At 24.4% G+C, this 26,209-nt stretch carries 27 protein-coding genes, 1 tRNA gene and 1 rRNA gene; 13 read left to right on the top strand and 16 right to left on the bottom strand.

Features of this window, described 5'->3' with window-relative positions:
- Positions 1-12: 12 nt before the first annotated feature.
- The 3 genes from rpsU to ABXT47_RS00825 all read left to right on the top strand — a co-directional run bounded on the left by rpsU (position 13) and on the right by ABXT47_RS00825 (position 1,450).
- Positions 13-207, top strand: a complete 195-nt coding sequence (gene rpsU / locus ABXT47_RS00835; RefSeq protein WP_006997326.1) for a 30S ribosomal protein S21 — start codon at positions 13-15, stop codon at positions 205-207.
- 6 nt (positions 208-213) lie between these two features.
- Positions 214-290, top strand: a tRNA-Met gene (locus tag ABXT47_RS00830).
- A gap of 71 nt (positions 291-361) precedes the next feature.
- Positions 362-1,450, top strand: a complete 1,089-nt coding sequence (locus ABXT47_RS00825; RefSeq protein WP_415308690.1) for a glycosyltransferase — start codon at positions 362-364, stop codon at positions 1,448-1,450.
- Here the strand turns inward: ABXT47_RS00825 and ABXT47_RS00820 are convergent.
- The 8 genes from ABXT47_RS00820 to rrf all read right to left on the bottom strand — a co-directional run bounded on the left by ABXT47_RS00820 (position 1,443) and on the right by rrf (position 6,344).
- Entirely contained in the window at positions 1,443-2,462 is a 1,020-nt protein-coding gene (locus tag ABXT47_RS00820) for a GDP-mannose 4,6-dehydratase (protein WP_415308688.1), read from the bottom strand. The two genes, ABXT47_RS00825 and ABXT47_RS00820, sit on opposite strands and share 8 nt — an antisense overlap.
- Positions 2,459-3,166 (bottom strand): transaldolase family protein, encoded by a 708-nt coding sequence (locus tag ABXT47_RS00815; RefSeq protein WP_415308686.1) that lies wholly within the window; start codon positions 3,164-3,166, stop codon positions 2,459-2,461. The genes ABXT47_RS00820 and ABXT47_RS00815 overlap by 4 nt, the downstream gene beginning before the upstream one ends.
- A gap of 2 nt (positions 3,167-3,168) precedes the next feature.
- Positions 3,169-4,566: an NAD(P)(+) transhydrogenase (Re/Si-specific) subunit beta gene (locus ABXT47_RS00810; RefSeq protein WP_415308685.1), complete on the bottom strand. Its 1,398-nt coding sequence runs from the start codon at positions 4,564-4,566 to the stop codon at positions 3,169-3,171.
- Positions 4,566-4,874 (bottom strand): proton-translocating transhydrogenase family protein, encoded by a 309-nt coding sequence (locus tag ABXT47_RS00805; protein ID WP_415308683.1) that lies wholly within the window; start codon positions 4,872-4,874, stop codon positions 4,566-4,568. The genes ABXT47_RS00810 and ABXT47_RS00805 overlap by 1 nt, the downstream gene beginning before the upstream one ends.
- 4 nt (positions 4,875-4,878) lie before the next feature.
- The gene (locus tag ABXT47_RS00800) at positions 4,879-5,967 is read right to left on the bottom strand and encodes an NAD(P) transhydrogenase subunit alpha (RefSeq protein ID WP_415308681.1); all 1,089 of its coding nucleotides are present in this window, start codon (positions 5,965-5,967) and stop codon (positions 4,879-4,881) included.
- Between the two features lie 8 nt (positions 5,968-5,975).
- Positions 5,976-6,086, bottom strand: coding sequence for an aa3-type cytochrome c oxidase subunit IV (locus ABXT47_RS00795; RefSeq protein ID WP_415308679.1), 111 nt, complete (start codon positions 6,084-6,086; stop codon positions 5,976-5,978).
- 4 nt (positions 6,087-6,090) lie between these two features.
- On the bottom strand, positions 6,091-6,216 hold the full coding sequence (ykgO, locus tag ABXT47_RS00790; RefSeq protein WP_006997331.1) for a type B 50S ribosomal protein L36: 126 nt from the start codon (positions 6,214-6,216) through the stop codon (positions 6,091-6,093).
- A gap of 13 nt (positions 6,217-6,229) precedes the next feature.
- Positions 6,230-6,344, bottom strand: a 5S ribosomal RNA gene (rrf, locus tag ABXT47_RS00785).
- Between the two features lie 270 nt (positions 6,345-6,614).
- Between rrf and ABXT47_RS00780 the strand changes: the two genes are divergently transcribed.
- Together ABXT47_RS00780 and ABXT47_RS00775 are read left to right on the top strand one after the other, a co-directional pair.
- Positions 6,615-8,225 carry a hypothetical protein gene (locus ABXT47_RS00780; protein WP_415308678.1) on the top strand — a complete coding sequence of 537 codons (1,611 nt, stop codon included), beginning with the start codon at positions 6,615-6,617 and terminating at the stop codon, positions 8,223-8,225.
- 42 nt (positions 8,226-8,267) lie between these two features.
- Positions 8,268-9,302, top strand: a complete 1,035-nt coding sequence (locus ABXT47_RS00775; protein ID WP_415308676.1) for a hypothetical protein — start codon at positions 8,268-8,270, stop codon at positions 9,300-9,302.
- Between the two features lie 5 nt (positions 9,303-9,307).
- Here the strand turns inward: ABXT47_RS00775 and ABXT47_RS00770 are convergent, their stop codons facing one another.
- The 6 genes from ABXT47_RS00770 to ABXT47_RS00745 all read right to left on the bottom strand — a co-directional run bounded on the left by ABXT47_RS00770 (position 9,308) and on the right by ABXT47_RS00745 (position 14,788).
- Positions 9,308-10,222: a glycosyltransferase family 2 protein gene (locus ABXT47_RS00770; protein WP_415308675.1), complete on the bottom strand. Its 915-nt coding sequence runs from the start codon at positions 10,220-10,222 to the stop codon at positions 9,308-9,310.
- A 14-nt stretch (positions 10,223-10,236) separates the two neighbouring features.
- On the bottom strand, positions 10,237-11,235 hold the full coding sequence (locus tag ABXT47_RS00765) for a glycosyltransferase family 4 protein (RefSeq protein ID WP_415308673.1): 999 nt from the start codon (positions 11,233-11,235) through the stop codon (positions 10,237-10,239).
- Between the two features lie 100 nt (positions 11,236-11,335).
- Complete coding sequence (pseC, locus tag ABXT47_RS00760) at positions 11,336-12,478, bottom strand: UDP-4-amino-4,6-dideoxy-N-acetyl-beta-L-altrosamine transaminase (RefSeq protein ID WP_415308671.1); 1,143 nt, start codon at positions 12,476-12,478, stop codon at positions 11,336-11,338.
- On the bottom strand, positions 12,465-13,496 hold the full coding sequence (pseB, locus tag ABXT47_RS00755; protein WP_415309357.1) for a UDP-N-acetylglucosamine 4,6-dehydratase (inverting): 1,032 nt from the start codon (positions 13,494-13,496) through the stop codon (positions 12,465-12,467). The genes pseC and pseB overlap by 14 nt, the downstream gene beginning before the upstream one ends.
- Before the next feature lie 42 nt (positions 13,497-13,538).
- A complete protein-coding gene (locus tag ABXT47_RS00750) occupies positions 13,539-14,504 on the bottom strand; it encodes an NAD-dependent epimerase/dehydratase family protein (protein WP_415308669.1) in 966 nt (321 codons plus the stop codon).
- Positions 14,501-14,788 (bottom strand): MarR family EPS-associated transcriptional regulator, encoded by a 288-nt coding sequence (locus ABXT47_RS00745; protein WP_415308667.1) that lies wholly within the window; start codon positions 14,786-14,788, stop codon positions 14,501-14,503. The genes ABXT47_RS00750 and ABXT47_RS00745 overlap by 4 nt, the downstream gene beginning before the upstream one ends.
- Before the next feature lie 64 nt (positions 14,789-14,852).
- On the opposite strand from ABXT47_RS00745, the gene ABXT47_RS00740 reads away from it, so the two are divergent.
- The 4 genes from ABXT47_RS00740 to ABXT47_RS00725 are packed head-to-tail and all read left to right on the top strand — an operon-like array spanning position 14,853 to position 20,423.
- The gene (locus tag ABXT47_RS00740) at positions 14,853-16,220 is read left to right on the top strand and encodes a surface carbohydrate biosynthesis protein (protein ID WP_415308666.1); all 1,368 of its coding nucleotides are present in this window, start codon (positions 14,853-14,855) and stop codon (positions 16,218-16,220) included.
- Positions 16,217-17,896, top strand: a complete 1,680-nt coding sequence (locus ABXT47_RS00735) for an ATP-binding cassette domain-containing protein (protein WP_415308664.1) — start codon at positions 16,217-16,219, stop codon at positions 17,894-17,896. The genes ABXT47_RS00740 and ABXT47_RS00735 overlap by 4 nt, the downstream gene beginning before the upstream one ends.
- Positions 17,897-17,903: 7 nt before the next feature.
- A complete protein-coding gene (locus ABXT47_RS00730; RefSeq protein ID WP_415308662.1) occupies positions 17,904-19,178 on the top strand; it encodes a hypothetical protein in 1,275 nt (424 codons plus the stop codon).
- Positions 19,179-20,423 carry an O-antigen ligase family protein gene (locus ABXT47_RS00725; protein ID WP_415308660.1) on the top strand — a complete coding sequence of 415 codons (1,245 nt, stop codon included), beginning with the start codon at positions 19,179-19,181 and terminating at the stop codon, positions 20,421-20,423. It abuts the gene before it with no gap.
- Between the two features lie 2 nt (positions 20,424-20,425).
- Here the strand turns inward: ABXT47_RS00725 and ABXT47_RS00720 are convergent, their stop codons facing one another.
- Together ABXT47_RS00720 and ABXT47_RS00715 are read right to left on the bottom strand one after the other, a co-directional pair.
- Entirely contained in the window at positions 20,426-21,049 is a 624-nt protein-coding gene (locus tag ABXT47_RS00720) for a CatB-related O-acetyltransferase (RefSeq protein ID WP_415308658.1), read from the bottom strand.
- An 11-nt stretch (positions 21,050-21,060) separates the two neighbouring features.
- The gene (locus ABXT47_RS00715) at positions 21,061-21,837 is read right to left on the bottom strand and encodes an FkbM family methyltransferase (protein WP_415308657.1); all 777 of its coding nucleotides are present in this window, start codon (positions 21,835-21,837) and stop codon (positions 21,061-21,063) included.
- Positions 21,838-21,954: 117 nt separating this feature from the next.
- Between ABXT47_RS00715 and ABXT47_RS00710 the strand changes: the two genes are divergently transcribed.
- The 4 genes from ABXT47_RS00710 to ABXT47_RS00695 all read left to right on the top strand — a co-directional run bounded on the left by ABXT47_RS00710 (position 21,955) and on the right by ABXT47_RS00695 (position 26,209).
- Entirely contained in the window at positions 21,955-23,004 is a 1,050-nt protein-coding gene (locus ABXT47_RS00710; RefSeq protein WP_415308655.1) for a hypothetical protein, read from the top strand.
- Positions 23,001-24,599 carry an HAD-IIIC family phosphatase gene (locus ABXT47_RS00705; RefSeq protein WP_415308654.1) on the top strand — a complete coding sequence of 533 codons (1,599 nt, stop codon included), beginning with the start codon at positions 23,001-23,003 and terminating at the stop codon, positions 24,597-24,599. Before ABXT47_RS00710 ends, ABXT47_RS00705 begins: the two co-directional genes overlap by 4 nt.
- Positions 24,592-25,212 carry a VOC family protein gene (locus tag ABXT47_RS00700; RefSeq protein WP_415308653.1) on the top strand — a complete coding sequence of 207 codons (621 nt, stop codon included), beginning with the start codon at positions 24,592-24,594 and terminating at the stop codon, positions 25,210-25,212. Before ABXT47_RS00705 ends, ABXT47_RS00700 begins: the two co-directional genes overlap by 8 nt.
- 226 nt (positions 25,213-25,438) lie before the next feature.
- Positions 25,439-26,209, top strand: coding sequence for a hypothetical protein (locus ABXT47_RS00695; protein ID WP_415308651.1), 771 nt, complete (start codon positions 25,439-25,441; stop codon positions 26,207-26,209).

The following is a 26,209-nucleotide window of genomic DNA, read 5'->3' as shown; positions in this document are numbered from 1 at the left end:
TTAAAAAAATTTATGAAAATAGAAGTTAAAGATAACAATATTGAACAAGCGTTAAGGGTACTTAAAAGAAAACTACAGCGTGATGGATTCTTTAAAGTGGTAAAACTAAAGAGTGTTTATGAAAAACCCTCTGAAAAGAAAAAAAGAATTTTACAAGAAAATATTAAAAGAGTAAAAAAACTTAATAAGCTTAAAAATAGAATTTAATTACACCGCGGGGTGGAGCAGCCTGGTAGCTCGCAAGGCTCATAACCTTGAGGTCGGCGGTTCAAATCCGTCCCCCGCAACCAATTTCTCAATACTTTTTCTTAATATTAAATAATTTTTTTGAAATGTGTGTTTTTTAACTTAAAATCTAATTGTGAGAATTTTACATATAACAAAATATTTTAATAACTTTGGTGGTATAGAAACTTTAACAAGATCGATATGCAATCAATTATCTAAAAAATATAAGAAAATTGATATTCTTTCATTTTCTCCTCATAATAAAAAAAATCAGTATATTAAAAATAAATATAAAATAATAAATTGTACTAGCAACTTTGTTTTAAGCTCTACACCATTCTCTTTAAGTATGTTTTGTTTTCTTAAAAATAATATCAATAAATATGATATTGTTCATATTACGGTACCAAATCCTTGGCCAACAATTTTAATTGCATTATTCAGCAAAAAAATAAACTTATTATATATTAGCTGGGGTAGCGATATTATTAAACAAAAGTTATTAAAAGTAATTTTTAATTTTTTTCAAAAAAAACTATTAAAAAAAGCTAAAAGAATAATATGCCTATCTCAAAATTATGTAAACTATTCTCAGGATTTAAAAAATTTTAAAAATAAGATTTTGATAGTTCCTCCAATAATAAAGAGTGTAAAAAGAAATATTAAAATAAATTCCAAGGAGATTAGAATTTTATCTGTAGGTAGGTTAGTCTCATATAAGGGCTATAAATGTCTTATAGAAGCAGCTAGTATTTTGCCAAAAAATTATACTTTTAATTTAGTTGGTGATGGTCCTGAAAAAGAAATGTTAGAAAGAGATGTTAAAAAATATAAGTTAAGTGATAGATTTTTTATTCATACAAAAGCAAGTGAAGATAAAAAAAATAGTCTTTTAAAAAACTCAGATATTTTTTGTTTTACATCCAACACTAGAGCAGAATCTTTTGGGATTTCTTTATTAGAAGCGATAAATCATTCCTTACCTGTTATTGTTTCTGATAATAAAGGCTCAGGAATGCAAGACATGATAATTAATGGTTATAATGGTTATAATTTTAAAAATAATTCATCTAAAGATTTAAAAAATAAAATTCTTAAAGCAACACAAAATAAAAAAAAAATCTTAACATTCTCTAAAAATTCTAAAAAACTTTTTAATATTAAATTTAATAATACGAAAATCAGAAATAAAATTTTTGAAATTTATGAAGGTGCTATCTAGAATGTTTTTTAAGATCTTCTAGCATCATCATTTTAACCAATTCTTTAAAATTTGTTTTTGGGGACCATTTAAGAACTTTTTTTGCTTTACTATTTTTGCCAATTAATAAATTTACCTCGGTTGGTCTAAAAAATTTTTTATTAATTTTTAAAATAATCTGGTTATTATTTTTTCTTCTTAATTGAGTTGATAAACCACTTCCATGCCATTTAGTTTCAAAATTAAGGTACTTTCTAGCTTCATCTATAAAATTTTTGATACTATGATTTCTTCCAGTAGAAAAAACAAAATCATCTGGTTTTTTAACTTGTAGGGCTTTCCACATGCCCTCCACATAATCTCCTGCAAAACCCCAGTCCCTTTTTGCATTTATATTGCCTAGTTCAAAATGACTAATTTCACCACTTTGTATTTTTGATAAACAGCTTGTTATTTTTCTTGTAACAAATTCTTCCCCTCTAAGTGGAGACTCATGATTAAAACAAATACCCGATGATGTATAAATATTGTATGCCTCTCTGTAATTTTTTGTAATAAAATGACTAAATAATTTTGATATTGCATAAGGGCTCTGTGGATTAAAAGCTGTTTTTTCAGTCTGCGGAATTTCTAAAACTTCACCAAACATTTCTGATGATGATGCCTGATAAAATTTTGGTCTTTTCTTTAAATTTCTTATTACTTCTAATATTCTCAAACATCCAATTGCTGTTGTATCTGCTGTAGTTAATGGATTAGAAAAAGACGACTTAACAAAAGATTGGGCAGCAAAATTATACACTTCATCTATTCTATAGCTTGAGAATATTCTTTGTATTTGTGTAATTTCATTTAAATCCATATCTTCAAATATAATTTTATTTTCTATATTAAAATATTTAAGTCTCCATTTGTCATCTCTTGCTGATCTTCTATCAGTCCCAATTACTCTATAGTTTTTTTTTAGTAAAAAATTTGCTAAGTAAGCACCGTCTTGTCCACTTATGCCAGTTATCAATGCTGTTTTTTTCATTTAATTGAGAATTTTGATTTTTTACTATCCGTTAAAAATCCCTTTACAGTTTCAGAGGTTAATTGGTCAAATGTTTTTCCAAATTTTTCTATTTTTTCTATTATAATAGGGGGCACTGTAATTATTTGACATCCAATTTGCTTTGCCTGTAGATAATTGTATGGTTCTCTAACACTTGCCCAAAGAATTTCTACATTCTTAAATTTCTTAGCTAATTTAATACTTTTGTTAAACTCTGGTATTGGGTCTTTACCAGTATCAGCAGCCCTTCCTGCAAAAATTGAAATTATAACTTTTGATTTTTTGTTTAATAAATTTAGTATTTTCTTAGCTTGTTGAAATGAATATACCGCAGTTATATTCAGCTTTATATTTTCTTTATTAAGCTCCTTAATTATTCTTCCCATAAAAATCCCTTTAGAATTATTAACTGGAATCTTAACATAAACATTTTTTCCCCATGAATTAATCTTAAGAGCTTGCTTTTTCATATTAATATAATTATCAGCAAAAACTTCCAGCGACACAGGTTTTGTAGTACATATTTTTAAAATTTGTTTTGAATAATTTTCATAATTTTTTGCACCTGCTTTTCTCATTAAAGATGGATTGGTAGTAAAACCTTTAACAATTTTTTTTTTATTAAATTTTTTTATTTCATCTAATTTTGCAATATCGCAAAAAATTTTAGTATTAGTTTTCATATTTATAAATTTTTTGTTATGTCTTCTGTCATTTTTTTAGCATCAGCAAACAACATTAAAGTGTTCTCTTTATAAAACAAATCATTATCAATTCCAGCATATCCAGGAGATAAACTTCTTTTTACAAACAACACAGACTTACATTTTTCCACATCCAGAACTGGCATTCCATAAATTGGACTTTGAGGGTCAGTCTTTGCAGCAGGATTTGTGACATCATTAGCTCCTATTACAAATGCTACATCTGCATTTGCAAAATCATTATTAATTTCTTCTAATTCAAAAACTTCATCATAGGGAACATTTGCTTCAGCTAGCAATACATTCATGTGCCCTGGCATTCTTCCTGCAACAGGATGAATGGCATAAGAAACTTTAATATCATTTTTCTTAAGCGTATCTACCATTTCTCTTAATGCATGCTGCGCTTGAGCTACAGCCATACCGTATCCGGGAACTATTATAACTGATGACGCATTTTTCATCAAAAATGCTGCATCCTCAGCATTACCATTTTTAACAGGTTTTTGTTCTTTGCTTCCAGTAGATAGGGTCTGATCTGTTGCTCCAAATCCTCCTAAAATTACGTTGAAAAAAGAACGATTCATACCTTTACACATTATGTATGATAAAATTGCTCCTGACGAACCAACTAAAGCTCCAGTAATAATTAAAGCAGTGTTTTCTAAAGTAAAACCAATTCCTGCAGCTGCCCAACCAGAATAAGAATTTAGCATTGATATTACAACTGGCATATCTGCACCTCCGATTGGAATAATCAATAAAAATCCAATTAAAAAAGATATAGCTAACAATATCCAAAAAAAGTTTGCAGATTGGGTTGAACACAATAGATAAGTTACAACCACTATAGAAATTAAAATTAAAGCATTGAGTGGATGCTGTCCTCTGAATGTTATGGGCGAGCCAGACATTATTCCTTGAAGTTTTAAAAAAGCAATTATTGAACCTGAAAATGTTATTGCACCAACTGCTGCACCAATTGACATTTCAATTAAACTTCCAAGCTTAATACTTCCTGGTAATCCAAGATTAAAAGCTTCAGGATTTAAAAAAGCTGATATTGCAACAAATACTGCTGCAAGTCCTACAAGACTATGAAAGCCAGCAACGAGTTCTGGCATAGCAGTCATTGGTATTTTATAAGCTATAAACGCACCAATTAGACCACCAATTAAAAGAAATATTAAAACATAAATAAAACCACTCGAAAAATTTCCTATAGATAAGAATGTAACTGTTATGGCAATAACCATTCCTAAAATACCAAAGAAATTACCCTGTCTAGATGTTTCTGGAGAAGATAATCCTCTTAATGCTAAAATAAACAATACACCTGAAATCAAATAAAAAATTGCTGATAAATTCGCTGATATCATTATTTATCCTTCTTCTTTTTTTTATACATCGCAAGCATTCTTTGAGTGACTAAAAATCCTCCAAAAATATTTATTGCTGCCAGAGATATAGCTAAAAATCCAAAAATGCTCGAGATATTAAAAATATTATCTGAATTTCCAGCTAGTCCAGCTATGATAGCTCCTACGATAATTACTGACGAAATAGCATTTGTTACTGACATCAGAGGTGTATGCAGAGAAGGTGTAACACTCCAAACAACATAATATCCAATAAATATTGAAAGTATAAAAATGCTTAGTCTAAATATAAAAGGATCTATCTCCATAATCTTACTTAATTAGTGTTTTTTCAATTATTTCATCTTCTAGGTTAATATTAATTTTTTTATTTTCTTTATCATATAAGTTTACAACAAAGTTAAAGACATTTTTTGCATACAAGCTTGATGCTGAAATTGGCAGTTTGTTTAAAATATTTTTTTCACCCATAATTTTTATACCACCTTTATTAATTACTTTGTCTACTTCAGTAAAAGCAGTATTTCCTCCTTGTATAGCAGCCAAATCATAAATAATTGATCCTGTTTGCATCCCATTTATCATTCTTTCTTTAATTATTAATGGAGCTTTTTTTCCTGGTATCAGAGCAGTGCATATTACAATATCAATTTTTTTTAGAGTTTCAGCTAATAGCTCTTCCTGCTTCTTTTTGAAATCATCGGAAGCTTCTTTGGCATAACCACCCTCTGTTTCAAGATTTTCTGCACCTTCTACAGTTAAAAATTTACCTCCTAGACTTTCAACTTGCTCTTTGGAAGCCATTCTAACGTCTGTAGCAAAAACAATAGCTCCCATTCTTTTTGCAGTTGCTATAGCTTGCAGTCCTGCAACACCTGCCCCAACAACCAAAACTTTAGCTGCAGGAACTGTTCCAGCTGCAGTCATCATCATTGGTATGGCTTTCTCAAATTTTGCAAATGACTCCACAACCGCTTTATACCCAGCAAGATTAGCTTGTGAAGAAAGTATATCCATAGACTGTGCTCTTGTAATTCTTGGTAGCAAGTCCAAAGAAAAACTATTAATATTATCTTTTGCTAAATTATCTAATTTTTCTTTATTAGTATATGGATCTAAAATACCAACTAAAATTTGGTTCTTTTTTAAAAGAGAAATTTTATCAACTGAAAGTAGCCCCACCTGAACAATAATATCTGCACTTTCTATAATTTCTTTATCATCTTTAGAAATTTTTACACCTAATTCCTTATATTCATTATCTTTAAAGCCTAAATGTTCACCATAATTTTCAGGTAAGGATACTTCAAGTTCGAGTGCTATATATTTTTTTGCTATATCAGGTGTAATTGCAATTCTTTTTTCTATTTTTTTATCTTCTGAAATTGAAACAATTCTCATATGGAATTCTACAATAAGAATGCTGCCATTAGAACTAAAACTGCTATTACCGCGACAGTTCCCCACAATACAAATTTTGTAAAATTATTCCAGGTACTTTTATGGTCTTGATTATCCATAAAATTACTTCTGTCTTGCTTTAAATTTGGGATTGGTTTTGTTTATTATATAAACTCTGCCTCGTCTTCTAACTAGTTTAGAATTAAGGTCTCTTTTTTTGAGTGATTTTAATGAGCTTTTAATTTTCATAATTTTTTTTTATAGCCGGCAATGTCCTACTCTTCCGTGTCTTAAGACAAAGTACCATTGGCGCTGAAGGGCTTGACTTCCGAGTTCGGAATGGGATCGGGTATAACCCCTTCGCAATAATCACCGGCAGCAGATTAATAGCAATTTTTTTAAAAAAGTAAACCTAATTCTACCAATAAAAAAACCCATTTATTGACATAAATAGACAGCTTATGATCTTGAAAAACTTAATTTATTTCTAAAAGTTAGTTTATTTATGATTATCATAAAGAAGCAAGTGCAATTAATATTTTAATTATATTCAAAAGATGAATACATTTTAATTTTTCTTAAATTGTCTTACTTATAAGAAATATAATTATACCAAAAAATCATAAAATCCCTTATCTTTAGATTTAATGATAAATTATCTATATCTTGTTTTTTTTATTATCTTTATATTTTTGTCACAATTATCAATCCTAGGATATGGAAAAGTAACAAAAAAAATTATCAAGCTAGACTATTTTTCAAATGAAAGATATTTTCAAAAATTTATAGAGTTCTTTCTAGGCATAATTACGCTAAATGTAATTGGTTATATATTATATATACTTTCTATTACTAATATTCATATAAATTTATTAATCTTAACTTTTGGTTTATTAATTTATTTAAAACAGAGAAATAAGTATTCAAAAAAAATAGAAAAAACAAATATTATACTTTTGATGTTGCTGTGTGTGGGCGTCTTAATTTCAAAAACACATGAAGACTTTACATCAAACCATTTACCTTTTATTGATGTAATATCCAATTCAAAATTGATTTTAGGCTTAAGCAACTTAGAAATAATTTATACATATTCCTCTTTTTTATCATACCTACAAAAAATATTTGTGTTGCCCATTATAAATTATAAATTTTTACATGTACCAATTTTCTTAATATTTTTTAATATTTGTTTATTTTTAATCTCTGAAATTTTATATAAAAAAAAATTTAATTTTATAAATTTATTTTTATTAATATTTTTACTGACAAAGTTTACGCGTATTTCTGAATATGGATATGACTATATTTCAGGCTTTATACTTTTGTCTATAGTGCTAATATATTTTTACTCCAATAATAAATATATTAAAATTAATCTTTCATTAATTTGCATTTTCTTTCTTTATGCTGTTTCTATTAAGGCAACTTCTTTATTTTTTTTTCCTGTATTTTTAATTATATTTTTACACTCATCAACAAAGTACAATGGTAATTTTAAAGAATTTTTTTTAATAAATAAAAATAGTATTTTTTTTTTCTTAGTATTATTTCTATTAATTATAATTGATAATTTTTTTAAATCTGGTTGTTTTTTTTATTATTTAAAATTTACCTGTTTGGATGATAAAATAATTCCATGGGCAATAAATTCTGAGAAAATTTTAGATTTTAGTCAAGTTGTTGAATTGTGGGCTAAGGGTTATTTTCATCAAACAACTATAACCAATAACCCTGAATTATTTCTAAAATTTAGTAGTTGGTTCCCAATTTGGTACAAAAATTATTTTAATTATAAAATTTTTGAATTTCTAATTATTATGATTCTAATAACTTTTCTAATTATAGCCTTAAACTACAAAAACTTTAAACTGAAAACTTTTAATCTTGTTGATATGATATTTTTTTTATCATCTGTTTTTTCTTTAATATTTTGGATTTCTTACTTACCACAGCTAAGATTTGGATTTTACGCATTAGTATGCTTTGTTATATTATTAGTGGGAAATTTTACTAATATTAATGAAGAAAAAAATAATAATAAATCAATTTACTCTTTAATTATTATTAGTTTGGTTATTTTTAATATTTTAAATATTAAAAGAATTAACAATGAGTTTCAAAGAAATGATAAATATAAGTTTAATAACTTTCCTTTTGAGTCAGTTAGTAATTATTTAGTTAAAGATACCTTTGATCAAAGATATTTAAATATCAAAACAAATAAGTTTTACTTCTTTGATTACATTGAAAGATAGAGTAATAGACTGATTATATAAAATGTTTATAGTATATTAAGAATGTTCGAATACTTAGTTTTTAGCTTATTAATTTTAAGCATATTAAATTTATTACTTAAGAAAAAAAATATCTTGCTCCACAACAGTTTTGGCTTCAAACATAAAGAGCCAAAAATTAAAAATATAGTATTAAGTGGTGGAATATTTTTTGTAACTTCCTTCATAATTATTTCTTTCTTTAATAATTTTATTTTTATGAATTATTTTTTATATGGATTAATTTTTTTAATTTTAGGTATTCTTTCTGATGTAAATTTTAAAATCAGCCCCCAACAAAGACTATTAGTGATGCTCATTATATCCTTTTTTATTATAATTAATGCTCAATTATTTATTAATAACGTGGGGATAAAATTATTGGATATATTTCTTCAGATTAATATTTTTTCAATCATTTTCTCAGGCCTTTGTATTGTAATTTTAATAAATGGAACTAATTTTATTGATGGAAAAAATGGTAATGTAGTAGCTTATTATTTTCTTTGTTTTATATCCTTAATTTACCAATTGAATTTAATAGAAGATGCAAGTGTTGAAGCTTATATTTTGCAACTCATGTCTTTACCCCTAATTATTTTTTATGTATTTAATTTATTAAATAAAAATTATCTTGGTGATAATGGTTCATATTTTTTATCATCAGTCACGGCTTTAATAACAATCAACCTTTTTATTAATTATGAAATATCTGCATTTTATCTAATAAATCTTTTTTTATATCCTGTAATTGAAGTTTTAGTTTCTTTTGTAAGAAAAATTTACAATAAATCATCTCCTTATAACCCAGATAAATTACATTTACACCACCTGATTGGTGAAATTGTTGTTAAAAATAAATTTCTTAAGAAATATGAAAATAATATTTCTAGCTTAATTATCACTATAATTTTATTATTATTTTTTATTCAAATTAATTTAGATATTAATGATAAGTTGGCCCAAATAAAATTAACATCCATATTCTGTTTCATGTATATATTTGTCTACTTTTTAACTAGAGTATTATTGGACAAAACTGCTCTCAAGAAAAAATAGATATATCAAAATTTTTTGAAAATTTTTATTAGTAAAAATTTTATATCCTTAAGTAAATACATTTTTTCTTTTATACTTAAACTAAAAAAACTGACTCTGTATTTTTTAGGCAAACTTTCTGAATATAAAAAACTTAAGCAATTAAAATGAGGAGCTATGGATTTATTTAACTTTAATTGATCAAAAAAATTTTTTTTTATAAAGCTTTTAATTTTTAAATCTTTATATTTTAAACAGCTTGCAAGTATTGCATAATAAACTTGTTCTTTTTTATTGTTTGAACTTATTGAGTCTGAATGAGATCTTATTCCTACTAAATTATCACTTAAGTTTCCTATTCTTCCTTCTTTAGCCATCCTAATCCATAAATCATAATCTTGAGAATAAAGAAAAAAACTTCTATACCCGCCTATTTTTAAAAAACTAATCCTTTTAAACATGGTTGAGCTATGTAAATAAAAATTATTAAAAATTAACTTTTTTACAATTTTTTCATGGCTTATGGCAGGTAATCTGTATTTGCTTAATCTTCTTGAATTTTCATTTATCTTAAATCCTGATGTTCCTAATAGTATTGCTTTTGGATTCTTTTTGAACCATGAAATTTGTTTTTTTAGTTTATTTGTGTAGCAAATATCATCAGCGTCCATTCTTGCTAAAAATCTTCCTTTGGCCTTCTTACTAAGCTTATTTAAGGATTTGGTTAAACCTATATTTTTTTTATTTTTAATTAATTTTATCCGTTTATCAATTTTTTGGAATTTCTTAATAATCTTTAATGTTTGATCTTTAGATGCATCATCTATTATTAAAAATTCAAAGTTTGTATATGTTTGTTTAAGTATGCTGTTGATAGAATCTGCAATATACTTGTCAGCATTATAAGCTGACATAATTATTGATATCTCTGGATTTTTCATTTTAAAAAAAATTTTTATTTATAATTTTTATTTATAAAGTCTGAATATTGCACAGCTATATTGTCAATATTAATTGGATTTCTATCAATGTTATTCTTAAAATATTTTAAATTATCAAATAATGTTAATATATCTTTTTTTAACTCTGTATAATTTGGTTCTGGTGGGTTGTAATAATCTACAGAATTAAACTGGTAGTCGTCATCTGCATTTGAAACAATGCCTGCATTACACATTTTAACTGTTTCACCAACACCTCCATTATTTGTACATATACAAGGTAATCCAGAACCAATAGCTTCTGCCAAGGTGTTTGCATTTGGTTCTATCCAGGATAAATGCAAATATATATCAGCAGATCTATACCAATTAGGTAGAGACGAGGGAATAACTTCGCCTGCAAAATAAATATTTTTTTTTATTCTTAAAGTTTTATCAACTTTACCTAATACAATTAATCTAAAATTTTCATTATTATCATCATTTAACTTTTCTAATAGTTTTATAGTTTCCTCTAATCTTTTATGCCTACGCCAACTTGCAGAAACAATAATCACTTTATCTTTTTGTGAAAACCCAATTCTATTTCTAAAATTCAAACCATCTGGATTAAATAAACTAAGAGGCACACCATTGTAAATGACTGTTGTGGGTATTTTATTCTTCAACTTGTAAAAACTAAAAAACAACTTTCTGCAAAATTCTGCATTAAAAATAATACCTTTTGAATATTCTGCAGACTTAAAAATTTCACTATTAATAAATTTGCTATTTTTTATAGTATCAACTTTATCAATATATATTCCACCATTTCTTAAAAAATATGGCTTTTTAAAATTCAATTTTCCTTTTTTAACCAAATATAAACCAAGATCATAATTTGGGAAAATTCCAGATTTAACATTAAATAAGCTGTTTGTATTGAATGACCTAAATAGTCTTGAAATGAATACATTGGGCCCACTTTTAGAAAATATTCTTAATGGGTTAAAATTAGATGCAATTTTTATCATAATAAAATTATTTGTTAACCATTAGTTCAATTTATGTAGCAAGTAAAATATATTTGTTATTTTATTGTACTACTACAACTGTTAAAACTTTATTTTTTTATTAGTTGTGTAATTTTATAATCTTTTTAATTTTTAAAATTGTTTTTAATTGTACATTTTTAGATAGCTCAAAGAAAATTGGTATAGATATAGATTTTTTAGAATAATTTTCTGCTTCAGGGTATGAACCAACCTTAAAACCTAATTTTTTATAATATGGATGTAAATGCAATGGTAAATAATGTAAGTTTACCCAAAGTTTGTTTTTTCTTAATAAGTTAAATATTTTAGAATAATTTGCTATTAATTTTTTGCTTTTAAATTTTATTACAAATAAATGGTATGAAGATATTGCATTTTTATCTATCTGCTGAAAATCTAAAGGTAAGTTTGATAATTCTCTTTTATATAGTGCCGCTATTTCATTTCTTTTAGATATAAATTTTTTTAATCTTCTTACTTGACTAATTCCTAATGAAGCATGGATATCTGACATTCTATAATTATACCCTAAATATCTTTGTTCATAATACCAATCATTATTTTTTGATTTTATTATTCCATGTGTTCTAAGAATTCTTGATTTTTCTGCTACATATTTTTTATTAGTTAAAAGCATTCCACCCTCTCCTGTTGTTATGATTTTAACTGGATGAAAACTAAAAATTGTTATATCTGACCATTTACAACTTCCTACTGGCTCACTTTTATATTTTGCTCCAATTGAATGTGACGCATCTTCAATGATTTTAAATTTATATTTTTTTGATAGTTTAAATATTTCATCTTGCATAGTTGGTAAGCCAGCAAAATGGACAGTAACAAGAATTTTTGGTAATTTTTTTTTTATTGTATTTTTAAGTTTTATTTCAAGTTTTTCTAATGAAATATTTAATGTGTTTGAATCAATATCTACAAAATCAACTTTTGCACCGCAATGTAACGCACAATTTGCAGATGCAACAAACGTATTTGGTACCGTCCATAAATATTCATTTTTTTTTAAACCCAAGCTAATACAAGCTAAATGTAGCGCACTTGTTGCACTATTGACTGCTACAGAATATTTAGCTTTAGTAATCTTTCTTATTGATTTTTCGAATTGCTCAACTTTTGGCCCTTGTGTCAAAAAATTAGATTTAAGAACTTGGATAACACTATTTATATCTTTTTTTTGTATACTTTGCCTACTATAAGGAATCATCGTTATTATTGATTAGTTTTTTTAATTTCTCTCCTTTTAAAAATACTGGATTATTTTCTGAATTATATTCAAAATCCTTTTTAACTATTTTACCTTTTTCCTTTAATCTATTTATAAAGAAATTTTTATTAAAATCTGTCATATCTAATGTTGGAAATATTACAAAATGATCCTTAAATTCTATAGTATGATAATAGTCATCTTTTGGACATAAGAGTTCATGTAATTTTTCTCCTGGTCTAATGCCTGTAATCTTAATTTTTAAATTGGGGCCGATTGCTTTTGCTAAATCTAAAATTTTAACAGATGGAATTTTTGGAACAAATATCTCTCCACCCTGCATTCTCAATAAACTTGATAGGACAAAATCTACAGCTTCATTTAATGTTATCCAAAACCTCGTCATTCTGTCATCTGTGACGGGTAAATAAGTAGATTTTTCTAAAACTAAGTTTTTAAAGAATGGTATAACTGAACCACGTGAAGCTACAACATTCCCATATCTAACTGTGGAAAATCTCACTTTCGACTTACCGACTATATTATTTGCTGCCACAAATAGTTTATCCGATGCAAGCTTTGTTGCACCATAGAGGTTTATTGGGTTTGCAGCTTTATCAGTAGATAACGCGACTACTTTTTCAACGTTGTTTTCTAAACATGCTTTGATAAGATTTTGAGCTCCATTTATATTTGTATTTATATATTCGCTTGGATTGTATTCAGCTGGTATAACTTGTTTTAATGCTGCTGCGTGAATAACAATATCAACATCTTTTAAGGCTAAATTAAGTCTGTCATAATCTCTTACATCACCTATGAAAAATCTTAAAGATGCTAGTTTCTTCTTGGAAACTTTTAAACTTTTAAGCTCACTCTCCATAAGCCACTGTTTGTATTCATCTCTTGAAAAAATTATTATTTTTTTTGCTGAAAAGGAATGAAGTAATACTTTTATAAATTGATTTCCAAATGATCCTGTTGCTCCAGTAATAAGTATATTCTTATTATTAATAATTTTTTGTAGTCTTATATTTTTATGCATTTTTCCTTTTTATTTTTATTTTAAATATGACAAATACCAACTGATAAATATCTTTATACCTTTTTCGATTGAAGTGGTATTCTTTAATCTTATATCAATCTTGACCTTTGAATGAGTTTTTATAACATCACCTTTTTGTAATGGTAAATAATTAATCTTTGCTTTCTTTTTTAAGTTCTTTTCTATAATTTTAAGATATTGAAATAATTTTTTTGGTTTTCCTGTGGCAATATTGAAAACCTGAAAAAAACTTTTCTTTTTAGGAATTTTTTTTATTACCTTTAAAACCATTTTGATTGCATCATCAATATATGTAAAATCTCTTTCGTGGTTTCCATTATTGTATAAATCAATTTTTTTATCATTTAAAATCTTCTCAGAAAATTTAAACAAAGCCATATCAGGTCTACCATATGGTCCATAGACAGTAAAAAACCTTAAGGCAGTGCATGGAGTTTTATAAATATTAGAAAATGAATATGCCATTACTTCATTACTTTTTTTGGTTGCTGCATATAAGGATAGTGGTCTGTCAGTGTTGTCACTCTCATTAACTGGAAATTTTTTAACATTTCCATAGACTGAACTAGATGATGCAAACATAAAATGTTTTATCTTATATATAGCAGATAATTTCATTAAATTATAAAATCCAAATAAATTATTGCTAATATACGTGTCTGGATTTGTTATTGAGTATCTCACACCAGCCTGAGCAGCTAAATGAATCACATAATCAAACTTATGCTTTTTAAATAAGGCTTCAATCTTTTTAAATTGCTTCAGGTCTATTTTATAAAAATTGAATTTAGAAGTTGAGAATTTTGTTAAATTAGCTAATCGTTTTTTTTTTAAACTAATGTCGTAATAGTTATTCAAGGAATCGATTCCGTAAATACGATATTTTTTATCTTTTATTAGTTTTTCTGTTAAGTGATATCCTATAAATCCAGCACACCCGGTTATTAAAATTTTTTTCATAGGTCTTTTTTTAATTCCTCATATTCTCTCATTTTTATTTTCATAAAATTTAGAACTGCCTTTGTTTTGGCGGTTATGCCTTTTGGAGTAACCAAATATATATAGTTTAATTTTTTTTTACTTTGAGAAAAATTGTTAATTTTAATGAACCCTCTTTTTTTCAGTTCTTTTAAACAATAGTTTACTTTACCCAAGCTTATGCCTAATTCACTTGCAATTTTACGCTGGTTAATTTGTTTCTCTTTTTCTATTTTTCTTAAAATGCTAAGTTCGTCGTTATTCATGATATTAAATATGTTAAAAATATATGTTCAAATTTTGAACAAACTGTACTATTTTATATAAAAAATGTCTAAAAAATTAATTATTCCATTAGAAATTAAAAAAAGAGAATTATTATCTGTTATAAATTTATCAATTAACTTTTTAAAGGAAAATTGGGTAGTTTATATTGGTCAAAAACAGCAAGTATTTCCATTTATAAAAAATTTTTCAAGGTCCGTATGGCTGTTAAAAAGTATTGTGCCTGGTGAAAATAATATCTTAAAAAAGCTGAAAAAAAATAACCATTTTATATCTTCATTGGATATTGAGGGATTAGTGCCAAGCAATGGTAAATATGGTGTTTTACAAAGATACAGTGAAACTGGTTTAAAGCTAAGTGATTTAATTTTTTTTTGGGGGAAAAATCACTTTATAAATGTGAAAAGAATATTCCCTAAATTTCAAAACAAATACTTTGTTACAGGGTCACCTATTATAGATGTTTGGCAAAAAAAATTTTTTCATAAAAAAAATAAAAAAAAAAAAATTTTGTTTATTACAAGTTTTCCATTGGCTAATCCAATCGGTGTAAAATTAAAAGATGAAAGCAGTTATTTAAGATTATCAATATCTGCTTTTGGAGAAAATTTATCCAAAAAAAATCTAAAAACACTTAAATTAGAATATGAAGTGCAAAAAAAAGCTCTGGCTGATTATCAAAAAATATTTGAAAGACTGGTATCTACAAATAAATTCGATATTTGTATTAGACCACATCCAATGGAAAATCCAGAAACATGGAAAAATTTAATTTCAAAGAAATGCTATATTGATAATAAATCTGATTTAAATGATCAGATCCTAAATTCAGATATCCTTATTCATTTTAATAGTACAGTTTCAGTTCAATCTGCGTTTAATAAAAAAAAAACTTTAACTCTTTTCAATAAAGATTATAAAAAATTTTTAGAAGTGCTTAGTGATATACCTTTAAAACTCTCTGAAACTTTTTATAGTTATGAAAATCTATTAAAAAAAATTAAAATAAATAAAAAAAAAAATAATACCAATCTTTTAAATAAAGTTTTATTTTTCAAAAAAAACTCAAATTCGTCAAATATAATTTTTAATACAATAAATAAAAAATTTTTAGATGATGGCTATATTCAAGATCCTTTTAATTTTTTTAGTATTCTTAATTTGATGGAATATATTATTAAAAGAAAGATAGGTTTTTTTTTAGGAGTGTTACTTAAATATATTCCTTTTATAAAAAATAAGTTTGACTTCCATTTGGTGTCTTCAAAGCTAGGAAAGGCAAAATGGTCAAAATTACATAAAAATGAAATTAAATACTTATATAAAAGTATAGAAAAAAATAAAAAATTTTTAAGTTCTCTTAAGTTTGAGAAACATGTTAGTGGTATGTATAAAATCTATTTAACAAAATGAAAATTTTTCATACATTTTTTAATATAAAAAAAAATTTAAGTTTAAAATTACAACGTAAACTTAATATTTCACTTATTTTAATAATTGTAGCAAGTTTTACTGAATTGTTTTCTATTTCGGCTGTGATAGGTGGTGTTTCATTTGCCTTAAATGAGCACAACAACACTTTAAGTTTTTTATCAAGTTTTAAAAATGTTGACCCTTATTTTATAATCTTTTTTATTTTTATTGTTTATTTAATTAAAACTTTGATATTAATTTTAATACTCAATTATCATACAAAATTTACCAGTAAAATTGGATATTATTTTTCATCTAAACTGTTAGTGAAATATGTTAATCTTGATTATGGAAATTTTATTCAAGACAAAACTGCCACTTATATAAGAAATATTACTACGGATATTGTAAGAATTAATAGTTTTTTATATCATACACTTTATTTGGTAAATGAATTGCTGGTTATCCTAATTCTCTCTGTACTAATTTTTTTTATAGACCCCATAACATTTTTAATACTATTAGTAACCTCTGTCCCATTTATTTTAATATATATAAACTATACGCGAAAAAATATTTATAATGTTGGGCAAGAAATCAGAAATATTGAAGAAAAAAAACTTTTCATTTCGCAACAAGTATTTTTTGGTTTCAAGTTAATTAAACACTTTGAAATTAAAAATTTTTTTCTTAAAAATTTTATTAAAAATGAAAGCTATTTAGCAACTAGGTTAAAATTTATTGCATTTATTAGTGGCATACCAAGATATTTTATTGACCTAGTAATTGTTTCAGTTTTATTAATTCTTTTAATAGTCAATTTAGCAGAAAATAGAAGTTCTAATGAGGTTATTTTAGTATTCTCTGCTTTTGCTGCTGCAGGATTAAGAATTGCACCTAGTATAAGCAGAATTTTAGTTGCCATTCAAGGAATAAAGGTTTCACTATCATCAGCTGAATATTTTTTAGAAAATATCCTTAAATATAATAAAAAAAAAATTATCAAGAAAAATATAATAGCTTTAAACCGCGATTTAGAAGTAATGAATGCATCATTTAAGTTTGATAATGATGAAAAATACTTATTTAAAAATTTGAATATTAAAATTTCTAAAAACTCAATAATTGGCATAAAAGGAGAAACTGGATCTGGAAAAAGTACACTTGTGAACTGTTTAGTTGGTCAACTTAAATTTACTGAAGGTGGTTTTTACAATGATTCAAAAAAAATACACCAAGAAAATATTAGTTGTCATAATATTGGTCTTGTTCATCAAGATACTTTCTTATTAAATGACTCTATTAAAAGAAATATTGCAGTAGGTGTGAGTGATAATTTAATTGACCATAATAAACTAATTAATGCTATAAAAATTGCTAATATTGCTGACTTTGTTAACAGTCTTCAGGATAAGGAAAATACAATCATTAGTGAAAATTCAACAAACATTTCAGGTGGTCAAAAACAAAGGATATGTATTGCTAGAGCAATTTATTTTCAACCACAACTATTAATATTAGATGAAGCAACAAATGCTCTTGATGAAACTACTGAAAATACTATTCTAAATGAAATTTGTTCTATTAAAAATAATTTTACAATAATTATAGTTTCGCATAATGATAAAGTATTAAAAAAATGTGATCAAATCATAGATTTAAAAAACTATAAGTAGACCAATAATGCAAAAAATACTATTTTTATGTTCTCCAGGACTAGGTTTGCTGGATACATGGGCTCCCATACTTGAAAAACTGTCAAATAAATATGAAATAGATTTTTTTGTTATCAAACCAGGAATATTAGAAAATATTTCAAAAGAAAAATTTTTTTATGAAATTTTAAAAAAGAATTTTAAAAACTTTTATTCTATTTCAAAAAAAGAAAAAATTTATCAAATCAAAAACCTTAAAAAAAATAATCTAAGTTTTTTGGAAAAAGTATCAGAAAATTTAAATAGAAATAATGTTAGATTTTTTAATAAAGAATTCAATATATACAATTACATCTTTAAACATAATATCTTTAAAAAAAAACAAAAAGTTGAATATAAAAATTTTCTTAATAATTATAAATTCATCCTTTGTGATGCAATAGAACTAACCAAAGATTCTTTGAAAGAATTTGCAACAAGTGCAAAACATATTGATAAAATCAGTATTAACCATGGCTCAGGCTTTCCATATACTAAAAAATTTTCGTTTAATAAGCAGAATGATTTAGGTGATAAATTTAAAATTGTTCTATTTTCTAAAACAAAACAAGAAATTAATTTTTTTCAAACAATGCTCAAATTAAATGAAAATAACTACATCAGGCTTGGTAATCCTAAGCATGAAAAAAGTTGGATAAAAAAAATTAGTAACAAATATGAAAAAAAATATTTTAATGGAAAAAAATACATTTTTCTTATTTCAAGACATACAGATGGCAAATATTTTACAGATAAAAAAAAAATAATTTTAATAAAACAAATTAAGAAAATTGTTATAGATAAAATGGGGTATAATTTAGTAATTAAAACTCACCCTAAAGAAAATATTAATGAATATTATTTTAAGATATTAGGAAAAAAATTTTATAAAAAAAATTGGATAATTAGCAAAAATCACCCTTATGGAATCTCAAAAAATGCATTTTTTTCTATTTCATTTTTTTCTGATTTGGCAAATGATATGAATGCTGCTGGTATTCCCAACATTGAACTTCTTAATTTACAGAATTTAAAAAACCTTGATAAAAAAGACGTATTTATTAAGAATAAAATTAAAATGTTTAGAATAAGATACTTAAATTTGACTCTTGGATCTAGCAATGAAAAAGGATTCGAATTACTTATTAATGATATAATTTTACGTAGAAAAAATATAATTAAAGATTTAAACAAAACTTACATGAAGTATTTTATTAATCCAAATAATTCCAAAAAGATAACTCAACTCTTTAAGAAAAATTAAATGAGTTATAGATTGACACTAAAAAAATTCTTGTATTTGTTTTTTCTTATGCCACTTTTTTTGGTTACTGGTCCTTTTTTACCAGATGCAGTTGTAGTTTTGTATTCAATAATGTTTTTTTTTTTTATAAAAGAAATCAAATTATCACATTACAAATCTGATACATTAATCATAATTTTTTTTATTTTCTATATTGTAGCAATTTTTTGTTCTTTAATTTCAGAATATATTCTTTTTTCTATTAAAAGTAGTTTTCTAAATTTGAGATTTTTTTTATTTATTTTTTTTTCAATTTTTTTAATTGATAAATTTAAAAAAGATTTAATTATATTTCGAAATATACTATCATTGCTATTTTTATTAATATGTTTAGACGCTTTTGTTCAATATTATTTTAATTATAATACTTTAGGTTTTAAAAGAATTTTTTCTAGTAGAGTCAGCGGTGTATTTGGAGATGAAATGATCTTAGGGTCTTTTTTATCTAAAATCTATCCAATTTTATTAGCAACTTTTTTTTATTTTTTTGAAAATAAAAATAAAAATTATAATATTTTTTTTATCTTTTTAAGTGTACTAACTACATTAACAATATTTATATCAGGAGAACGTGCTTCAATTTATACACATTTATTATTTCTTGGTTTATGTTCTTTGTTTCTAATTAATTTTATTGGATTAAAGAGATTGATCACTATTTCTCTAATATCATTAACACTAATCTTTATTATTTTTGAAAATAATAATATTATTAAAAACCGTTTTTTTTATCCACTTAAATATCTAATAAAAAATCAATCAATATTCTATTATTATCATAAAGATCACTTTAATACTGCTTACCGTATTTATAAGGATAATAAAATAACTGGCTCGGGACCAAATACTTTTAGAAAAGAGTGTAAAAAATATGACATTAATAGACATCGATCTCAAAATTTGTCTTGCACAACACACCCACATAATATCTACCTCCAATTGTTAGCTGAAACAGGATTCTTTGGTTTTGCTATATTTTCAATATTATACTTATATTTAATCTTTAGTTTTTTTAAATTTTCGTATTTAGAATTAAAATATAAAAAAAATAAATTTATACCTGTATTGATAATTAACTCCGCACTCCTTACTCATTTATTTCCCTTGTCTACCTCTGGAAATTTTTTTAATAATTGGATTAATTCTATTTTTTCATTACTTATAATTTTTTTTATAATAATGAAGCCAAAAAAAAATCAATTTTAATCTCAATAATTTTTTTTATTCTCTAACAACTTAAAAAATTGATCTATATTTTCCGAGCATAAAGTTTTGGCTATTGCATTTACTTTGTTATCATCAAAATCCCACCACTTAATCTTTAATAGTTTTTTTATCTGATCTTCATTAAACCTTTTTTTAATAGCTCTAAAGGGGTTTCCACAGACAATTGTGTAAGGCTCAACGTTTCCAGCTATAACAGATCCAGCTGCAACAACAGCTCCATCGCCTATAGTTGATCCCGACAGAATCAAAACTTTAGCTCCTATCCAAACATCATTACCAATAACAATATTACCTTTAGATGTAATAAAATCTTTTATATCCTTAGCATTAGTAAATTTTTCAAAATATTGAAAAGTGCCAGCTGGAAGTGGTGAGGTTGTAATCCAATCAGACCTATGATTTCCCCCAAATATTATCTCTACACCCGGTCCTATAGACGAATACTTTCCAACAATAAGTTTGTCTTTCCAGTCCCATCTCATAATGTTTGGATTGCCATAAGTCCAGTCTCCTACTTCAGCAAGTCCATCAGAAATTTCTTTTTTTATATTATCTTTTAAAAAATATTTTTGGTATTTTTTTTTTTTTTTAAAAATATTTAGCATTATTTTTTTTATTAATTATTTGATTTTGTTGCAATAAATTTTTCACCATCTAATTTAATAATATATTTGTCTTTATTTGAATCTTCAAATGAAGAGCGACATCCGGGTATGATTCTATCATGCAACTCCACAATAATTGTTTCAATTACCTTAATTTCTTTTTGACAGTTATCAAATATATCTTTTTCACCACCCTCAATATCTAACTTAAGAACATTTATATTCATATTAAATTTTTTAACTATTTCAGAAAGTGTAATTGTGCTCACTTTCTCAATTATTTTGGAGTTTTTATTATCTAGTGGCTTTCGAACAACAGTATATCCCCATGGACCAGTAGAACGATCACGAATATCAATTTTTTCATTTGCTGAGGAAACTAATGCCGATTTTATTGGATATATATTTTTATAATTTTTAACGTTTAGTAATAAAATTTCATAATTTTCACTTGATGGCTCCAATGTTACAATTTTAGCATTTGGATACATTTCACTGAATTTAAGTGCAGAAGTTCCAATATAACCACCCGCATCTACTATTAAGTTTGGTTCTAATAACTGTTTTGTTAGACCTTTAAAATCTTTATATTCTTCGTATAATGAAGCTATTGAAACATTTAAATCAGGACTGTTGGTTCTTATAAATATTCTTTTTTCATCAATTTTAATTTGTATTAACTTTTTTATTTTGCATATTCTAAAATAATAATATTTAAAAGTATTAGACAGTCCAACATATTTTAGCTTAGTTAAAATATTATCTATTATAGTCTTTATAGAATTCATCCTTTAAAACCTGTCCAAAAAAAATTATTTTTTACTTGAAACACTTCAACATTAACATATTAATGTACATCATTATGTTCAAAATTTGAACATAATATTTTTTTATAAATTATATCTATGAAAAAAAAAAATGCAGGGTTTATAATTTCAACTTCATTTGGTGAATGTGAGTTTGTTTTTCCGATTATCTTAGAAAATTTACAGTATTTTAATAAAATAAATATTCTTATTTTAGATAAAAATATTTATAATAAATTGCAAAAAGATAGCTTATTTAAAGAAATATGTAAAATAAGTGCATGTAATATTTATACTTCAAATTATAAATTTTTAAAGTTAATATATTTAATAAAGATTTGTATTTTATCAAAACTTATTTTTCACAGTGAGGATATGTACGTTTTACAAAATATTTTAACAAGCTTTTTTATAAAACTTTTTCTTTGCAAAGGTTTTCTATTTAAACATACAAGTAGCCCATGGTTTGTAAGAAACATTAAAACATCTACTAGAAATTATAATAGAGATAAAAACAAAAAGTTTTTATTATACAACAGTGGTGATATTAAAATATTTTCTAAAATGGGATTTAGAAATATAGTTCAAATTAATAATTTTAATAACTCCTATGAAGTAGAAAAATTATTAAAAAAAAAATTTTATAATAAACTTCCTAAAAAATATATATTGATATTAAGCTACAGGTCACACCCCATACTTCATAAAAATAAAAGACTGATAACTTATCAAAACTTATTTGATATCATTTTTGATGTTTATCCTAATCATTCAATTATAATTAAACCACACCCTTCTGAAAAAATTTCTGAAATAAATGAAATAAAAATGAGATATCCTCAAAGAAAAATTATAATTTCACAAGAAAATACAGATTTACTGATTCAATATTCAATAACTACAATTGGGATATTAACTTCCGGGCCCTATAAAGCTCACTTTAAAAGAAAGAAATGTGCAATTTATTATGAAAATATGAATGATTATTTAAGATATCATGTAGAAAATTACAAATCTTTCGAAGCTAAACATGGTGGCATAAGAATTTTAAGAAATAAAAATGAATTAAAAAAATTTTTTTATGAAAAAATAATTAACTATTTGTCTAATTCTAACAAAATAGATATAAAAAACATTATTAATAAATGATTATCACACTAGTTAGTTCATCTTTTTTATTTCCAGGAAATTTATCGTGGAATAAAATTGATATAAAAAAAAATTTTAGTGATATTGGTGATTACAAAATTCTTCATGATACAAAAAAAAATGATTTTGTAGTTTTAACTCTTTTTTTACAGGATTTTCATAACAATAATTTTAAAGAATATTTGCCTATATTAAAATTACTTAAAAGTAGATCTAAAGAAAAACGTATAGGCACATTAGTTATGGTTTCATCATTTAAAAAAGGAAACTTAATTAAAGTAAACAATAATACAACTAATCAAGAAAAAAATAAAAAAAAACTTTTAAATCAATTTTTAAAAATTAAAGATAATAATCATAATTTTAATTATGCTGACTTGGATGAAATTTTTAAATTAAAAGGAATGGAAAATGTTTTTGACCTAAGAAATAAGTATTTAAGTTCATCAAATTTATCACAAATTGGAATAGATATCTTATCAGAATTTATTGATGATTTTTTTGTAAGATATACAAAACCAAGGTCAAAAGTTTTGATTTTAGACTGTGATAATACTTTATGGGGAGGCGTTCTAGGAGAAGATGGAATTAATAACATAAAGATTGGAGACACACAAAGTGGAAAAATCTTCTTAGATTTTCAAAAAGAAATACTTAAATTATATAATCAAGGAGTGCTACTTGCAATTTCGAGTAAAAATAACGAAAAAGATGTGTTTAATGTTCTCAAAAATCATCCCTCTATATTATTAAAGAAGAAACATTTTGTTAATTTTAAAATTAATTGGGAATCTAAAGCAAAGAATATCTTACAAATTTCAAAAGAATTAGATCTTGGATTGGATAGTTTTGTATTCTGGGATGATAATCCAGTTGAAAGAAATCTTGTTAGAAAAATTTTACCAGAAGTTCATACGGTAGAACCAAATGACGATATTGTTTATTGGTCTGAACAATTAGCTTCTTTAAAAAAATTTTCACTTCTTTCAAATTTAAAAAATTCAAAAGACAAAACAAAAAATTATCATGCTAGAGCAAAATTTATAGATGATAAAAAAACTGCAAAAGATGAAATTCAATATTTAAAATCAATAAAATTAAAAGCAAAGATTCATAAATTAGATAAAACAAATATACATAGAGCATCTGAGATGACTTTAAAAACAAATCAATATAATCTAAGATCAAAAAGATATCCTCTTTCGGAGATGGAGAAAATATTTAAAGATGATAACAAGTTTTGTTTTTTAATTAGCTTAAAAGATATTTATAGTGATCATGGTAATGTGGGATTAATAATTTTACAAAAAAATGGTAAAAAAACTTTATTCATAGATACATTTTTGATGAGCTGCAGAGTTATAGGAAGGTATTTTGAGTCATGTATGTTCAGTTATATTAGAAAATATGCATCTAAAAATAAATATGATAATGTAATCGGAGAATTCATTAATACAGAAAAAAACATCGTTGCAAAGAAATTATTTGAAGAACATGGTTTTAACAAGATTAAAAAAAGAGGGTCAAATAAAATAGACACATACCTGTGTTTAACAAATAAAATTAAAAAAATTAACTTAGAATTATATGAGTGAAAAAAAAATTATTGAAATAATTAAAAAATACATCAAAAGTAAAAAGTTTGACAAAAAGGCTAGTTTATCAAATATAAAAAATTGGGATTCTCTCACCCATTTAAATATTCTTTTTTCAATTGAAAAAATATGTAAAGTTAAATTTAATATTAATGAAATTAATAATTTTAAGAATATAGATGAGATAATTAAAAGTGTTAAAAAAAAAAATAATCTTATTTTTAATCATATTGGAATATTTGTTAACAATATTAAAAAAAGTGAAAAATATCTCAACAACTTTATTGCAAAAAGTAAATCAAACAAATTAATCCTAGATAAGAAATTGGGCATTAAAGCCAAACTGTTTTTTGACGAAAAAAATATTTGTTATGAATTGGTTGAACCATATGGAAAAAATAATCCAGTAAGTGGTTATTTGAAAAGAGGAACTAACATTCTGAATCATATTGCCTATACATCAAAAAATTTTGATAAAACAATGGATGAGCTTAAAAGCAATGAATTTATGCAAATATCTAAAATAAATTATTCAAAATTATTTAAAAGCCGGATTGTTTTTTTTATTAGTCCTTTAAATTATATAATTGAAATTATTGAATTAAAAAAATGATTATACAAGATAATGGGAATATTAAATTGATACAAAAGTTCATTGATAAAAATTGGCAAAAGAACCACATATTATCAAAAAATAATAAAATATTTAATTGGCTTCACTATAACAAATTAGAAAAAAAATATAATTTTCTAATTTTTAAAAAAAAAATAATATTTTAGGTTTTTTAGGAATAGTTAAAAATAGTAAATTTTCATATGAATTAAAAAAATTTGATACAGTGTGGTTAACAACATGGATTGCCAAAAAAACAGAATTAGGTGTGGGCATTAAATTACTTATGTATTCAATTGCAAATTACAAATATTCAAAAATTGGGACAGTTGGTTGTAATGAGAATGTAAAAAAAATTTATGAGTACTTAGGTTTTTATACTGGTAGTTTAACACAATATTATATCGTAAATCAAAAAATCAAAGTTTATAATATAGGTAAATTTAGAAAAAAATATTACAATAAATTTTACAAAGAAGATTCAAGTTTAAATATTGTAAGTAATTTTAATTTTAAAAAATTTAAAAAGGATTATCATAATTATGTTAAAATTTTTGAAAAAAATGAAGATTATTTTAATAATAAATATTTTAAAAACCCATTTTATAAATATTTAGTTTTTGAATTTGTAAAAAAAAATAAACTTATAGGATATTACTTTGCAAGAGAATGTTATTACAAAGGTAGCAAATGCCTCCGTATCGTTGATTTTTTTGGAAATATAAAAAAAATATTTGATTGTTCTGTGTCATTTAAAAAATTTATAGAAACTAACAACTATGAATTTGTTGATTTATATTTTTATGGAAATGTAAAGAATAATACTTATTTTTTGAAGAATGAGTTTAATAATAATACAATTGTTCCAAACTATTTTGAGCCATTTTCAAAAAAAAACATTACTATTAATTTTGCTATTATGAATAAAAAAAAAACATCAAAATTTTACTTATTCAAAGGCGATTGTGATCAAGAAAGACCCAACTTTATAAAATAG

The sequence above is a fragment of the Candidatus Pelagibacter sp. Uisw_099_02 genome (assembly GCF_047727625.1).
Classification (GTDB): Bacteria; Pseudomonadota; Alphaproteobacteria; order Pelagibacterales; family Pelagibacteraceae; genus Pelagibacter.
This window is presented reverse-complemented; position numbering and strand designations above follow the sequence as displayed.

Coding starts and splice junctions, on each gene's coding strand:
- rpsU (WP_006997326.1), top strand. CDS start 13: ATGAAAATAGAAGTTAAAGATAACAATATTGAACAAGCGTTAAGGGTA.
- ABXT47_RS00820 (WP_415308688.1), bottom strand. CDS start 2,462: ATGAAAAAAACAGCATTGATAACTGGCATAAGTGGACAAGACGGTGCT.
- ABXT47_RS00815 (WP_415308686.1), bottom strand. CDS start 3,166: ATGAAAACTAATACTAAAATTTTTTGCGATATTGCAAAATTAGATGAA.
- ABXT47_RS00810 (WP_415308685.1), bottom strand. CDS start 4,566: ATGATATCAGCGAATTTATCAGCAATTTTTTATTTGATTTCAGGTGTA.
- ABXT47_RS00805 (WP_415308683.1), bottom strand. CDS start 4,874: ATGGAGATAGATCCTTTTATATTTAGACTAAGCATTTTTATACTTTCA.
- ABXT47_RS00800 (WP_415308681.1), bottom strand. CDS start 5,967: ATGAGAATTGTTTCAATTTCAGAAGATAAAAAAATAGAAAAAAGAATT.
- ABXT47_RS00795 (WP_415308679.1), bottom strand. CDS start 6,086: ATGGATAATCAAGACCATAAAAGTACCTGGAATAATTTTACAAAATTT.
- ykgO (WP_006997331.1), bottom strand. CDS start 6,216: ATGAAAATTAAAAGCTCATTAAAATCACTCAAAAAAAGAGACCTTAAT.
- ABXT47_RS00780 (WP_415308678.1), top strand. CDS start 6,615: ATGATAAATTATCTATATCTTGTTTTTTTTATTATCTTTATATTTTTG.
- ABXT47_RS00775 (WP_415308676.1), top strand. CDS start 8,268: ATGTTCGAATACTTAGTTTTTAGCTTATTAATTTTAAGCATATTAAAT.
- ABXT47_RS00770 (WP_415308675.1), bottom strand. CDS start 10,222: ATGAAAAATCCAGAGATATCAATAATTATGTCAGCTTATAATGCTGAC.
- ABXT47_RS00765 (WP_415308673.1), bottom strand. CDS start 11,235: ATGATAAAAATTGCATCTAATTTTAACCCATTAAGAATATTTTCTAAA.
- pseC (WP_415308671.1), bottom strand. CDS start 12,478: ATGATTCCTTATAGTAGGCAAAGTATACAAAAAAAAGATATAAATAGT.
- ABXT47_RS00750 (WP_415308669.1), bottom strand. CDS start 14,504: ATGAAAAAAATTTTAATAACCGGGTGTGCTGGATTTATAGGATATCAC.
- ABXT47_RS00745 (WP_415308667.1), bottom strand. CDS start 14,788: ATGAATAACGACGAACTTAGCATTTTAAGAAAAATAGAAAAAGAGAAA.
- ABXT47_RS00740 (WP_415308666.1), top strand. CDS start 14,853: ATGTCTAAAAAATTAATTATTCCATTAGAAATTAAAAAAAGAGAATTA.
- ABXT47_RS00735 (WP_415308664.1), top strand. CDS start 16,217: ATGAAAATTTTTCATACATTTTTTAATATAAAAAAAAATTTAAGTTTA.
- ABXT47_RS00730 (WP_415308662.1), top strand. CDS start 17,904: ATGCAAAAAATACTATTTTTATGTTCTCCAGGACTAGGTTTGCTGGAT.
- ABXT47_RS00725 (WP_415308660.1), top strand. CDS start 19,179: ATGAGTTATAGATTGACACTAAAAAAATTCTTGTATTTGTTTTTTCTT.
- ABXT47_RS00720 (WP_415308658.1), bottom strand. CDS start 21,049: ATGCTAAATATTTTTAAAAAAAAAAAAAAATACCAAAAATATTTTTTA.
- ABXT47_RS00715 (WP_415308657.1), bottom strand. CDS start 21,837: ATGAATTCTATAAAGACTATAATAGATAATATTTTAACTAAGCTAAAA.
- ABXT47_RS00710 (WP_415308655.1), top strand. CDS start 21,955: ATGAAAAAAAAAAATGCAGGGTTTATAATTTCAACTTCATTTGGTGAA.
- ABXT47_RS00705 (WP_415308654.1), top strand. CDS start 23,001: ATGATTATCACACTAGTTAGTTCATCTTTTTTATTTCCAGGAAATTTA.
- ABXT47_RS00700 (WP_415308653.1), top strand. CDS start 24,592: ATGAGTGAAAAAAAAATTATTGAAATAATTAAAAAATACATCAAAAGT.